Annotated in this window: 14 protein-coding genes; 6 read left to right on the forward strand and 8 right to left on the reverse strand. The window is 67.0% G+C overall.

Going from position 1 to position 12,342, the window contains the following annotated elements; genetic code table 11:
* Window positions 1-5 precede the first annotated feature (5 nt).
* The 3 genes from AC3IRM_RS01785 to AC3IRM_RS01795 all read left to right on the forward strand — a co-directional run bounded on the left by AC3IRM_RS01785 (window position 6) and on the right by AC3IRM_RS01795 (window position 3,254).
* Window positions 6-998: an AAA family ATPase gene (locus AC3IRM_RS01785; RefSeq protein WP_489204611.1), complete on the forward strand. Its 993-nt coding sequence runs from the start codon at window positions 6-8 to the stop codon at window positions 996-998.
* A gap of 34 nt (window positions 999-1,032) precedes the next feature.
* On the forward strand, window positions 1,033-2,334 hold the full coding sequence (locus AC3IRM_RS01790) for a DUF58 domain-containing protein (protein ID WP_489204612.1): 1,302 nt from the start codon (window positions 1,033-1,035) through the stop codon (window positions 2,332-2,334).
* A gap of 341 nt (window positions 2,335-2,675) precedes the next feature.
* Window positions 2,676-3,254, forward strand: a complete 579-nt coding sequence (locus tag AC3IRM_RS01795) for a hypothetical protein (protein ID WP_489204613.1) — start codon at window positions 2,676-2,678, stop codon at window positions 3,252-3,254.
* A 57-nt stretch (window positions 3,255-3,311) separates the two neighbouring features.
* Here AC3IRM_RS01795 and AC3IRM_RS01800 read toward each other — a convergent pair whose 3' ends face one another.
* From AC3IRM_RS01800 to AC3IRM_RS01815, 4 genes are read right to left on the reverse strand one after another with little or no spacing between them, the layout of a single operon-like run.
* The gene (locus AC3IRM_RS01800; protein ID WP_489204614.1) at window positions 3,312-3,686 is read right to left on the reverse strand and encodes a YciI family protein; all 375 of its coding nucleotides are present in this window, start codon (window positions 3,684-3,686) and stop codon (window positions 3,312-3,314) included.
* Between the two features lie 24 nt (window positions 3,687-3,710).
* Window positions 3,711-3,953 (reverse strand): DUF3297 family protein, encoded by a 243-nt coding sequence (locus AC3IRM_RS01805; RefSeq protein ID WP_055249995.1) that lies wholly within the window; start codon window positions 3,951-3,953, stop codon window positions 3,711-3,713.
* A gap of 60 nt (window positions 3,954-4,013) precedes the next feature.
* Window positions 4,014-4,298: a DUF4031 domain-containing protein gene (locus AC3IRM_RS01810; RefSeq protein ID WP_489204615.1), complete on the reverse strand. Its 285-nt coding sequence runs from the start codon at window positions 4,296-4,298 to the stop codon at window positions 4,014-4,016.
* A gap of 31 nt (window positions 4,299-4,329) precedes the next feature.
* The gene (locus AC3IRM_RS01815) at window positions 4,330-4,566 is read right to left on the reverse strand and encodes a hypothetical protein (RefSeq protein ID WP_489204616.1); all 237 of its coding nucleotides are present in this window, start codon (window positions 4,564-4,566) and stop codon (window positions 4,330-4,332) included.
* A gap of 78 nt (window positions 4,567-4,644) precedes the next feature.
* Here AC3IRM_RS01815 and AC3IRM_RS01820 point away from each other — a divergent pair, with 78 nt between their 5' ends.
* The 3 genes from AC3IRM_RS01820 (at window position 4,645) to AC3IRM_RS01830 (ending at window position 8,120) form a co-directional block, all read left to right on the forward strand.
* A complete protein-coding gene (locus AC3IRM_RS01820) occupies window positions 4,645-5,718 on the forward strand; it encodes a hypothetical protein (RefSeq protein WP_489204617.1) in 1,074 nt (357 codons plus the stop codon).
* 129 nt (window positions 5,719-5,847) lie between these two features.
* Window positions 5,848-7,863 carry a BCCT family transporter gene (locus tag AC3IRM_RS01825; protein ID WP_489204618.1) on the forward strand — a complete coding sequence of 672 codons (2,016 nt, stop codon included), beginning with the start codon at window positions 5,848-5,850 and terminating at the stop codon, window positions 7,861-7,863.
* A gap of 59 nt (window positions 7,864-7,922) precedes the next feature.
* Window positions 7,923-8,120: a hypothetical protein gene (locus AC3IRM_RS01830; RefSeq protein ID WP_489204619.1), complete on the forward strand. Its 198-nt coding sequence runs from the start codon at window positions 7,923-7,925 to the stop codon at window positions 8,118-8,120.
* Between the two features lie 776 nt (window positions 8,121-8,896).
* Here AC3IRM_RS01830 and AC3IRM_RS01835 read toward each other — a convergent pair.
* The 4 genes from AC3IRM_RS01835 to AC3IRM_RS01850 form a co-directional block, all read right to left on the reverse strand.
* Window positions 8,897-9,460, reverse strand: coding sequence for a DUF3016 domain-containing protein (locus AC3IRM_RS01835; RefSeq protein ID WP_489204620.1), 564 nt, complete (start codon window positions 9,458-9,460; stop codon window positions 8,897-8,899).
* 102 nt (window positions 9,461-9,562) lie between these two features.
* Entirely contained in the window at window positions 9,563-11,035 is a 1,473-nt protein-coding gene (locus tag AC3IRM_RS01840; protein ID WP_489204621.1) for a hypothetical protein, read from the reverse strand.
* Window positions 11,032-11,943 (reverse strand): ABC transporter ATP-binding protein, encoded by a 912-nt coding sequence (locus AC3IRM_RS01845; RefSeq protein WP_489204622.1) that lies wholly within the window; start codon window positions 11,941-11,943, stop codon window positions 11,032-11,034. The genes AC3IRM_RS01840 and AC3IRM_RS01845 overlap by 4 nt, the downstream gene beginning before the upstream one ends.
* Complete coding sequence (locus AC3IRM_RS01850) at window positions 11,940-12,329, reverse strand: GntR family transcriptional regulator (protein ID WP_489204623.1); 390 nt, start codon at window positions 12,327-12,329, stop codon at window positions 11,940-11,942. Before AC3IRM_RS01850 ends, AC3IRM_RS01845 begins: the two co-directional genes overlap by 4 nt.
* Between the last annotated feature and the right edge of the window lie 13 nt (window positions 12,330-12,342).

A 12,342-nucleotide genomic window follows, 5' to 3' on the forward strand; every position in this document is an offset into this window, starting at 1 on the left:
CGACCATGACCGAACTGCCCGTGCCCCCCTCCGCGCCGATCACCGGTGATGCGCTCGCCGCGCGCGTCGCAGCCGTCCGCACTGAAGTCTCCAAGGCCTTCATCGGCCAGCCCGAAGTGCTCGACCAGATCCTGGTCGCGCTGCTCGCGGGCGGCCACGTGCTGATTGAAGGCGTGCCCGGTCTCGGCAAGACGCTGCTGGTGCGCGCGCTGTCGGCCGTACTCGGCTGCAACTTCGCACGCGTGCAGTTCACCCCCGACCTGATGCCCAGCGACGTCAGCGGCCATGCGGTGTGGGACACCAAGAGCGAGACCTTCGTGGTCCGCCGCGGTGCGATCTTCACCAACCTGCTGCTGGCCGACGAAATCAACCGCGCGCCGGCCAAGACCCAGTCGGCGCTGCTGGAAGCGATGCAGGAACAGCAGGTCACGATCGAAGGCCACAGCTTCGAACTGCCGCCGCCGTTCATGACGCTGGCGACGCAGAATCCAGTGGAACAGGAAGGCACATACCCGCTGCCGGAAGCGCAGCTCGACCGCTTCCTGCTCAAGGTACTGATCGACTACCCCGAGCACGCGGACGAGGTCGCGATGGTCACCGCGATCAGCAGCGGCAAGGTCGCCGCCGATTTCGATCTGTCGCAACTCGCGACCGTACTGCAGCCGGGCGAGATCGTCGCGCTGCAACAGGGCACCGCGGCGACAGTGGTCGATGCGGCGGTGATCGACTACGCGGTGCGCATCGCCGCGGCGACGCGCAAATGGCCCGGCATCGCACTCGGCGCCGGCCCGCGCGGCAGTCTCGCGCTGGTGCGCGCGGCGCGTGCGCAGGCAGTGCTGTCGGGCCGCGATTTCGTCACGCCCGACGACATCCGCGAGATCGCCACGCCGGCGCTGCGCCATCGCATCGCGCTGGCGCCGGAACTGCAGATCGAAGGGCAGGACGCCGACCAGGTGCTGCAGGCGCTGCTCGCGCGCGTGGACGCGCCGCGCAAGTGAATCGGTCGCGACGCCTGCACGCGAGCCGCTGCGCATGAGGCCGACGATCGCCCTCGTCGTGCTGCTCGTCGTCTGGGGGCTGGGCGGCGTCGCGGCCTCGCTGTGGCCTGTTGCGGTGCTGCCGTGGAACGTGTTCGGCACGACGCTGTTGCTGCTGTCGATCCTCGATCTCGTGTTGCTGTCGCGTCGACCGACGCCGGATGTCGTGCGCACGATGGCCGAGGCCTGGCCGATCGGCATCGCGCGACCGGTGTCGCTGCAGATCGAGGGCGGTCCGCAGGTCCAGCATCTCGAGGTCTTCGACCTGCATCCGCTGGGCTGGCGCGTCGACGGCCTGCCGCGGCGCGTGCGGCTGACGCCCGGCACCGTGTCGCGCGTGGACTACACATTGCAGCCCGACATGCGCGGCGCCGCAGTGTTCGAAGGGGTGCAGCTGCGGCTGCGTTCGCCGCTCGCGCTGTGGCGGCAGCGTCGCGACGCCGGCACGCGCCACCAGGTGCGCGTGTTTCCGAACTTCGCGCCGCTGACGCGCTTCGCATTGCTCAGTGCCGACCGCGCCTCGCGACTGGTCGGTGCGCACATCAAACGCCGTCGTGGCGAGGGCACCGATTTCCACCAGATGCGCGAGTACCGCGTGGGCGACAGCCTGCGCCAGATCGACTGGAAGGCGAGTTCGCGCGCACGCAAGTTGATCTCGCGCGAGTACCAGGACGAGAAGAACCAACAGCTCGTCGTGGTGCTCGATACCGGCCGGCGCATGCTCGCCCAGGACGGCGCGCTGTCGCATTTCGACCACGCACTCGATGCCGCGCTGATGGTGTCCTATCTCGCGCTGCGCCAGGGCGACGCGGTCGGTCTGTTCGCGACCGGCGGCGAAAGCCGGTGGATGGCGCCGCAACGCGGCATGGGCGCGGTCGACACCCTGCTGCGCGTCAGCCACGACCTGCAGCCGCAGGCGGTCGCCACCGACTATCTCGCTGCGGCGACCGAACTGTCGCTGCGTCAGCGGCGGCGTGGCCTGTTGATGCTGGTGACCAACCTGCGCGACGAGGACATCGAGGATGTGCTCAGCGCGGTGCGCATGTTGCAGAAACGGCATCTGGTCATCGTCGCGTCGCTGCGCGAGCGCGCGCTCGACGAGGTGCTGTCGACCGAAGTCCGCGACCACGACGACGCGATCCGCGCCGGTGCCACCGCCCGCTATCTCGCCCAGCGCAAGGCCGCGCACGACGCGTTGCGCAACCATCGCATCGTCGTGCTGGATGTCACCGGCGAGGAACTGCCATCGGCCCTGGTGGAGCGCTATCTGGCGGTGAAGCGGGACGGGCTGCTCTAGGCGACGAACGCCTCATGAGGCCTTGGCAAGTGCATCGAACGGCGCCTTCGCCCGCTTGCGGGGCATTGCGCCCTTTACGGATGGAGAGCCGGGATGGGGGCCAGACAAGCCGTTCGCGAAGATCTCTGGGCCAAAGCGCCGGGATGATCCCGGATGCTGCATCGACCTGACAGCTCGCCCCCGCCCAACCTGGCCCGCAAGCAGGGGAGCGCGCAAAATCCGGGGTCCCTTTTCACCTGCAGTGAATGGAATTCCCGCTAGAAACGGATGCGCGCGCACCGGACGCGGCGCAGGGGACGTGGTCCGGGGCCGCGATGCCAGCCATCCCACGAGGCCTTGCCATGCATATCCGCACCCCTGTGATCCCATCCGCGGCGCGCCTGCCGCGCATCGTCCATTCGCTCGCCCTACTCGCTGCCGCAGCGCTGCTGTCCGCATGCGCGGCGACGGTGCAGCGGCCGACCGCCGCCCCCGTCGATCCGGTCGCGATCAATGGCGATGTCCGCCAGGTCGTGCTGGTGATTGAAGGCAGCGACGCCGTGCGTGCCCAAGAAGACTGGGCGGATTTTCGCGCGCTGTGGGACGACGCGATCCGTACCTCGGCCACCACCGTCGGCATCCGGGGTAGCGTGCGCGACAGCCGTCCGCCGTCGCTGGATCCACCGGGGGTGGTCGTCATTGTGCGCGTCGACAGCTACCGATACGTCTCGACCGGCGCGCGCTACGGCCTCGGCGTGATGACCGGCAATGCACACATCAAGGCCAGCGCGCAGTTCATCGAAATGCCCAGCGGCAACGTCGCGGCGACGCGGACCTACGACACCACGTCGAGCGCATGGCAGGGCATCTTCGCGCCGATGACGGTCAAGCAGGTGCAGGCCATCACGGATCAGATCGTCGCCGAAGCGCGCGGGGGCTGATGCCGGAGACGCAAAGGGCCGCACACGGCGGCCCTTTGATTCGGAGAACGCAGGCGATCAGGCGCCGACGCGCGTGCGTACCTGCGTCACGTCGCGCACTGGCCGCACCTCGATGCTGCCGGTGCGCGCCCACGGGAACCCGCCGGCGATACGCAACGCCTCTTCCTCGCTGTCGGCTTCGATCAGATTGAAGCCGGCCAGCATTTCCTTGGTCTCCGAGAACGGACCGTCGAACACCTGCGTGCGGCCGCCGCGCGTGCGCACGGTCTTGGCGGTGTTCGCGTGCTCGAGCTGCTGGAACCCCAGCAACGTACCCTCGGCCTGCAGCGCATCGGCATGCTGCAGGCAACCGCGCATCATCGTGTCGTACTCGCCCTCGGCCAGACCGTCGAGCAGGGTGTCGTCGGTGTAGATCAGCAGCAGGTACTGCATCGGGCGCGTCCTCAGATGGGCGGATCAGGCGTCGAGATGGAAATAGGGTTCCACGGTGCCGCGCAACTTGACGGTCAGTGGCTGGCCGCGGCGATCGAGCGCACGGCCCGCGGCCACACGGATCCAGCCTTCGCTCACGCAGTACTCCTCGACGTCGCGACGCTCGTTGCCGTTGAAGCGGATGCCGATGCCGCGGTTCATCGCCGCCTCGTTGTAGTGCGGGCTGCGCGGGTCGTTGGAGAGATGGTCGGGCGGCGTATCGGTCATGGCGTCGGAATGCGGTGTGGAAACTGCGCGCAGGATACCGCCGCCGCGCGCAGGCTTCACCTACGACGCTTCGCCGCGTCCCTGCCGGCGCGCGTTCGCGATCACCGCGCGCACCAGCGCGCGATCGTCGTGACGCGAGATCGGCATGGCGCCCAGTGCGATCGCACGTTCGCGCATCGCCGCGGTCACGTCGTAATGCGCACCGCTGGTACGGTCCTGGAACGCGCGACGCGGGATGCCGAGCAATGCGGCGAATGCATGCAGTTCCTCAAGTGTGTCGGCGAGCAGATGCGCCCAGCGCTCGCCGCGCCAGGGATGGACCGCATCGTCGACATAGACGGTCATGAACGTGCCTGCACAACGGCATCATCGCCGTTCATGAATCATAGCCGGCGCGTGTGGCGACGCATGCATCGGGCGTTGCGCCCTGCCATTGAATTCTGATCACCGCGGCACCTTTGCCTGCAGACACCGCGTCCGGCGAGCGGAAGCGCGTGCGCGTTGCATTTTCATGGGCGCGTGAAAACCCCTGTTTTCGAGCCGTTTTCAGCAGGTTTGGAACTTCGTGGATTTGGGTGTTCGTGCAGAAATCATTAAGATGGCCGGTCTGCATTGCATATACGAGTTAATCGAGGAGGGCAGACCCGTCGTGATTTCGCGCGGTTTCAAATGGTTGTTGTGTGGTGTGTTCGTGGCTGCGGCGCCTGCCGTGTCGGCGCAGGAAAGTGCGGAGGAGACACCTGGTTTCGAACTCGGCGGCGCGGTCCGCTTCAACTACGGCTGGCTCGATTACGGGCCCAGCAGCGGTCCCGAGCTCGAACTGCTCCGGGTCGATGCGCGCGGTAACGCCGGCCCGGCTTTCTTCTCGCTGCAGTACCGCTGGTACGACGGATTCGATGCCGTGCACCATGCGTACGCAGGCTGGAAACTCGAAGACGGGACTCGGGGCGCCACCTCGGACATCCGCGCCGGCATCCAGCAGGTGCCGTTCGGTCTGCTGCCCACCGCTTCGCACAGTTTCTGGTTCGGCTCGGGCTATTACCTCGGTCTCGAAGACGATTACGACCTCGGCGTGGTCTGGCAGCGCCAGTCCGGCGCGCACCAGTGGCACGCGGGTGTCTTCGCCGGCGACGAGTACGGTACCGGCGCGAACTTCGACCGCTACTCGTTCGATGTCGCGACGACCGAAGACCTGCCCTACCGCGAGCGTGAACGCGGCATCGTGCGCTACGAGCACAGCAGCGAAGCGAACGGCTGGGAAACCACGTGGGGCGCATCGGCATTCGCCGGCCGTATCGAGAACCGCATCGACGGCGGCAAGCACGACCACACCGGCGGCGCCGTGCACGGGCAGTGGGTGCGCGGTCCGCTGACGCTGCAGGCGCAGTGGGCGCGTTACCGCTACGACAATCCGGAGCCGCGCATCGCGATGTCGGCCTTCATGTTTCCGTTCGAGATCGCGTCGGAAGCCGACGTGCCGACGTTCAACGTCGCCTACGACGTGCAGCGCACCGGCTGGTTCGACAGCATCACCTGCTACAACAACGCCAGCGCGACCTTGCCGGTCGGCAGCGACCCGGGCCTGCGCGATTCGATCCAGAACGTCACCGGTTGCAGCTTCGGCAAGGGCGTGATGCTGACGTATGTCGACTGGATCGCCGGCAAGAACATGTGGTTCGCCGGTGGTCCCGGCATCGGCGTGCGCGATCCTGCGAACGACGGCTGGCACTCGCGGCTCAACGTCAACGTCGGCTTCTACTTCTGATTTCTGGCCGGGCCCTGTGCCCGGCATTTCACGTGTCGCCGCGCAGACGCCGGCACGTTTCACCGGATGTCCACCGTCCTGCGGCAGTCTGCAGGGCGGCGTCGCCCGTCCCCTTCCAAAGGAAAAGGCATGAACGAACCCAACCCGCGCCCCGGCGCAACGCCCGAACCGGAAGTGCCGGAAGCCTGGCATTCGCGCATCCTCGGTCCGGTCTTCTATCCGTCCGCACTGATCATCCTGGTGCTGGTCGCGCTGTCGTTCATCGCGCCGGATGCATCGGAGACCGCGTTCAACGCGGCCAAGGAATGGGTGGCGGTGGACGCGGGCTGGTTCACCATCCTCGCGGTCGCGGGCTTCCTGGTGTTCATCATCGGCATGGCGGTCAGCAGCTTCGGCCGGCTGAAGCTGGGCCCGGATCACAGCACGCCCGATTACAGCTACCCCACGTGGTTCGCGATGCTGTTCGCGGCCGGCATGGGCATCGGCCTGATGTTCTTCGGCGTGGCCGAGCCGATCATGCATTACGCCGATCCGCCGGTCGGTGACGCCGAGACAGTGGCCGCCGCGCGCCAGGCGATGCGCATCACCTTCTTCCATTGGGGCGTGCATGCATGGGCGATCTACGCAGTGGTCGCGTTGTCGCTGGCGTACTTCTCCTATCGTCACGGCCTGCCGCTGCGCATCCGCTCATCGCTGTATCCGCTGATCGGTGATCGCATCCACGGCCCGATCGGCCACGCGGTCGACACGTTCGCGGTGCTGGGTACGATCTTCGGTCTGGCGACCTCGCTGGGCCTGGGCGTGATCCAGATCAATTCCGGCCTGAATTACCTGTTTGGCGTCACGGTCAGCACCAATGTCCAGGTCGTGCTGATCGCCGGCATCATCCTGATCGCCACCGGCTCGGTGTTCACCGGTCTCGACCGGGGCGTGCGCCGTCTGTCGGAGTTCAACATGATCCTGGCGGTCGGCCTGCTGGCGTTCGTGCTGGTCATGGGGCCGACGGTGTACCTGCTGCAGGCGTTCGTACAGAACACCGGCATGTACATCTCCAACGTGTTCTCGATGACGTTCAACCTCTACGCCTACGACCAGCGACCGACGTGGCTGGGCGGCTGGACGCTGTTCTACTGGGGCTGGTGGATCGCCTGGTCGCCGTTCGTGGGCATGTTCATCGCGCGCATCTCGCGTGGCCGCACGATCCGCGAGTTCGTCGTCGGTGTGCTGCTGGTGCCGCTGGGCTTCACGTTCCTCTGGATGACGATCTACGGCAACAGCGCGCTGTACCAGGTCATGGTCGAGGGCTCGACGGAACTGGTGGCCGCGGTGTCGGCTGACAGTTCGGTGGCGATCTTCCAGTTCCTCGAAGACTACCCGCTGTCGACGCTGACCTCGGGTATCGCGACGCTGCTGGTGGTGATCTTCTTCGTGACCTCGGCAGACTCGGGTGCGCTGGTCATCGACATGCTCTCGTCGAAGGGGGAAGAAGAGTCCCCGGTATGGCAGCGGATTTTCTGGGCACTGCTGGTGGGCGCGATCGCGATCGCGTTGCTGATCGCAGGCGGATTGAGTGCACTGCAGGCCGGCACGATCGCCTCCGCATTGCCATTCACCGTGGTCATGATCCTGATGTGCTGGGGCATGGTGCGGGCGATGCGGCTGGAGGTCGTCAAGCGCAACAGCATGCGCGATGCGCGCATCGCACCGGTCGGTCTCGGTGGCGGCGGCGACTGGAAGGTGCGCCTGCGCGCGCTGTCGCACAACCCGCCGCAGAAGGAGGTGCTCGCGTTCCTGTCGGGCCAGGTGAAGCCTGCACTCGAGGACGTGGCCGCGGAGCTGCGCAAGCAGGGTCTCGAAGTCCGCGTCGAGGAAGGCGAGGACGGACGCGTCTGGGTGGAAGTGGGACATGGCGCGGAAATGGACTTCTTCTATTCGGTGCGCCCGATCCCGTACGAGCCGCCGACCTTCATGCTGCAGGATCCGCGCCGCAAGCGCCGCGACGATGATCGCTTCTATCGCGCGGAAGTGCATCTGCGCGAAGGCGGTCAGGACTACGACGTCATGGGCTGGCGCAAGGACGAATTGATCCACGACGTGCTCGACCAGTACCAGCGTCACATGCATTTCCTCAGCGTGGTGCGTTGAGGGCGCTGCGCCGCCGGGGTGATCTCACGCGTCGGTTGATTTGATCGGGAAAAGGCCGCGTGTTTGCACGCGGCTTTTTCTTTGATTCGATTCGATGGATGTTGCAGCGCGTTGCCTGGGACTGGCGCGGAATGGGGTTTCCAGACCTGAGTGGCGGCCTAAGTTTCTGCTTCCGATTTTTCCGCTTTGCCTTTTCCTTTTCCTTTTCCTTTGCGCTTGTTCTTGCTCCTGGCTTTGGCTTGGCTCTCAGCTTTTGACTTGAATCGAGCCGTAGAGCGAGCCGAGCACCGGAGCCTGGCGTGGCCGAAGAGCAGCCCATGTCTGAGCGCAGCGAGTTTGGGCTGCGTGCCGCGTCAGGCGAGGAGCGGAGGGCACCGATGCGGTTTCATCGCATCGGCTCGCGTCCGGCGAAGACGGTTTTGCTTACTTTTGCCAAGACAAAAGTAAGCCGCGCGACAGCGCGGAAGCCCTGTCTTTGATCTTCGCTCCTGCGGTTGATCCATTGTTTTGTTCAGAAGATCAGAGTCGCAAAGCGACGAGCGACGAGCGACGAGCGACGAGCGACGAGCTAAGAAGCTGGAGCAAGTGCAGGGCTTTCGCCCGCTGCGCGTGCGAGTCCCTTTTGGATGGACCCAAAAGGAACCAAAAGGTCCCTTCGCCGGACGCGATCCGCCGCGATACAGCCGCGGCGGTCCCCTGCGCTTCTCGGACGACGGGGTACGCAGCCCAAACTCGCTGCGCTCAGACATGGGCTGCTCTTCGACCCCGCCGCCCTGCGATGCTCGGCTCGCTTTACGGCTCGATTCAAGTCAAAAGCTGAAAGCCGAAGCCGAAGCCGAAGCCGAAGCCGAAGCCAAGCCAGAAAACGGGGCCGAGAACCGAGGCCGAAAGTGCAGCACCGGTGACGATCGTGAGCACGCCCATCCGACCGCGGCGTGCTTGAGGCAAGCGCGTCGTCGCTGACCACAACGGGTCTGGCGCGCGCAAGAAAAAAGCCGCGCGATTGCGCGGCTTTCTCAAGCAGAGCGAACCGTCAACGCTGCGCGATCGCAGGCCGCAGATCACGCCGCAGCCAGTCGTCGACCAGCTGCTTCTCGTAGCGCAGCGCATCGCTGTTCATCGCGCTGCCGGCGCGGTTGAGGAAGCCCATGTCGCGCAGCTCGCGCGGGCCTTCCGCGATCACGGTGCCGGTGGCGTCGCGCAGCACGAAGTCGAGATCGATCCGCGGCGGGTAGTGATCCTTGATGATCCGCACGTGATCCATGCGCGGGCCGTTCCAAGGCTCGTACATGCCGGCGCGGCGGATGTCGCGGATGGTCACGTCGAGCGTGCTGCCGGCCGGTAGTTCGCGCTCCGCGCGCTGGCGCACGTACCGCGCGATCTGTTCGACCCAGTCGCCTCTGCGCGCTTCCCAGCGATTGCCGCTGAAGCGGATATCGGAGAACGCTTCGGGATCGGTCCACGCCACCGCGACCGGGCTGTCGCCGGTGAGGCTGCGCGGCAGTTCCGGATCGGTAACGTCGTTGCCGGCAAGCGCCGGCATCGCGAGGGCGCTGAGCGCGGCGGCGAGCAGCAGGGGCAGGGATCGGCGATTCATTGCAGGGACTCCCGACTGCGCAGGCAATGTGCGCAGGATGTAGGACTGGAATTCGAGCATGCGCCGGGCGGGCTTAACCGGCAATCAAGTGGTCGGCGCGGTTCAGGGCGTCAGGAACGCGTGCGGCTGTGCGCGTAATGCGCGCAGCAGGGGCAACGCGGCGGCCGCATAGGCGGGGATCGAAAGGCACCAGCACACGAGGAGTGCTGTCGAGGCGCCGCCCGGCGGAACGCGCATGAACGCGAGCATCAGGGTCGTGATCGTCAGGATGCCCAGTGGCAGCATGGTGAAGAACATGCGCACCGAATCCAGGCGGCGCCCCGCGAGGACAGTGGCGCACAGCACCAGGCTGCCGGCACAGACGCCGATCCACAGCAGCCCCATCAGCGCGACGTGGACCGCAGGCATGGCGCGGAACCAGACCAGCAGCAACTGCGCCGCCAGCGCAACCAGCAGCAGGCGACCCAGCCGCAGTCGCAGGCAGCGCAGCAGTGCGTCGCGTGCGCGATCGGGTCCGCCGAGGCCGGGCAGCAGGGCCAGCTCGGAGAACTCACCCGACGGCCGCAGCCGCTGCCGATGCAGGCGCAGTGCGAGTGTCCAGCCGGTCGCGAGCAGGCCGACCAGTCCGCCGACCACCAGCGCATCCCGGATCAGCGCGCTGTCGTCGTGCAGCGGCAGCACGAACACTGCGGCCAGCAGCACGGTCACCAAGGCCCATTGCTTCACCGCTTCGCGCGGTGCGACCCGACCCATCGCGCCGCCCAGGCAGGCGCCGATCGCGGAAGCGGGGTCGTGCGGGCCGGCATCATCTGCACGCGTGACCGGTGCCAGCCATCCGGCGCGGGCCTGCCATGCGTTGGCATCGGTGTCTTTGTCCGGCGTCGCGCCGAAGTCCATCGCGTTCTGCGGACGTGCCAGGACCGCCGGCCGGCGCCATTGTGGCACCGCATCCAGATCCCGCATGCGCACCACGGCCGACCAGCGCCAGACGACCAGCAGTGCCGTGCACACAAGCGACGGCAGCAGCAGGTCGGACGAGAACCAGGAGGCATCGGTGCCCACGAAGCGCTCGATGAGGGGACGCAGCATCGAGGCGCCGATGCTCGGCAGCATCACCAGTGCACACGCCAGCGGCCATGGCACCAGTACGAACAGCAGACCTCCCAGCGCACCGAGCATCGGCAGGCCGATCGCCTGCAGCGGATCGGCACCGCCCAGCAGCACGAGGGCCGCGCCCGGGACCACGACCGTCGCGCAGGCGCCCAACAGCAGGGTGCGTGCGACCGCGACGCGGATGCCGGGCAGGCACCATTGCGAAGTCTGGGTCTGCAGCAGTGCTAGGCGGCTGAACCAGCCGCTCCACAGGACGACGTTGGCAATGGCGACGAGACCGGTGAGCGCGATCGGAATCTTGTTCGCATCGCGCGCGACGAACGCGATGACCATAGCCGCCACGGCGAGCAGCGCGACGCAGACGCCCATCCAGACGCGATGCCGCAGCGAGGTAGAGGCCGCCATCACCGCCAGCGCGGTGGTCATTGGGCCCGCAGGCGCGTGCGCGGCCACGGCGCTCATGCCGACACCTCGATGAACAGATCCTCCAACGACAGCGCCTCGGCACGCACACCGGGTACGCGCAGCAAATCGGGCCAGGGTGCGTCTTCGCCGCGCAGCACCGTGATCGACAGGCCGCCGTAGGGATGCGGACGACGTGAGACTTCGCCGGGCACGTCGTCGCGCAGCTGCGCAGCCACCGCTTCGGGCACGTGCAGGCGCAGGTTGCGTTCCTTGAGACTGTCGAGCTCGCTGTGCAGCAGCAGCCGGCCTTCGTGGAGGAACGCGACATGCGAAGCGACGCGTTCGAGGTCGGACACGATGTGGGTCGAGAACAGCACCGTGGTGCCGGACTCGCCGGCGCGCGAGGCGATCTCGCGCAGCAGTTCGCGGCGGCCCACCGGATCCAACGCCGAGGCAGGCTCATCGAGCACCAGCAGTTCCGGTTGCGGCGCGAGCGCGCGCAGGATCGCGACGCGCTGGCGCTCGCCGGGCGAGAGCTTGGCCAGCATGCGATTGCGCGGCAGCTGCCAGCGCTCCAGCGTCGCGTCGACGTAGGTGGCATCCCAGCGCGGATAGAAACGCCCGATGAAATCCAGCATCTCGCCGACCTTCAGCCAGGCCATCGCCTCGGGCTGCTGTGGCACGTAGCCGAGCCGTTGCTTGATCGCATCGGTCAGGCGCAGTGCGGGCACGCCCCATACGCTCGCGCTGCCGGCGTCGGGTTCGATCAGGCCGAGCATCGCCCGGATCAGCGTGCTCTTGCCGGCGCCGTTGCGGCCGATCAGCCCGAGTACCACGCCGGGTTCGATCGCCAGCGACACGCCGCGCAGCACGCTGCAGTGGTCGTACTGCTTGATCAGACCTTCGACGGCGAGGGGCGCCGCCGTGTCGAAAGCGGTGTGGGAGCGTTCGAGCATGGCGTTCATTGCGGATCCTCCGTGAGTCGGGTCTTGAGACGGGCGAGCAGGGCGTCGGCCGGCAGTTCGAGTTCGCGCGCCTGGCGCGCCAGCGCATCCAGCGCTGGATCGATCAGGGTCCAGCGCGCGGCGAGATCAGGCGGCGCGACGAAATCGGCCACGACCATGCCCTTGCCGCGCAGGCGCAGCAGCACACCCTCGGCTTCCAACTGGCTGTAGGCCTTGGACACGGTCATGGGATTGATCGCATGCAGCGCGGCGACGTCGCGAACCGAGGGCAGCGCCTCGCCGGGCTGCAGCACGCCGCCCGCGACCAGCCGCCGGATCTGACCGGTGATCTGCCGGTAGAGCGGCTCGGCGGCATTGGGCTGGATCGAGAGCAGGCTTGCGTCCATGTGTATCAATACA

It is taken from the genome of Luteimonas sp. KH_071 (assembly GCF_057838005.1).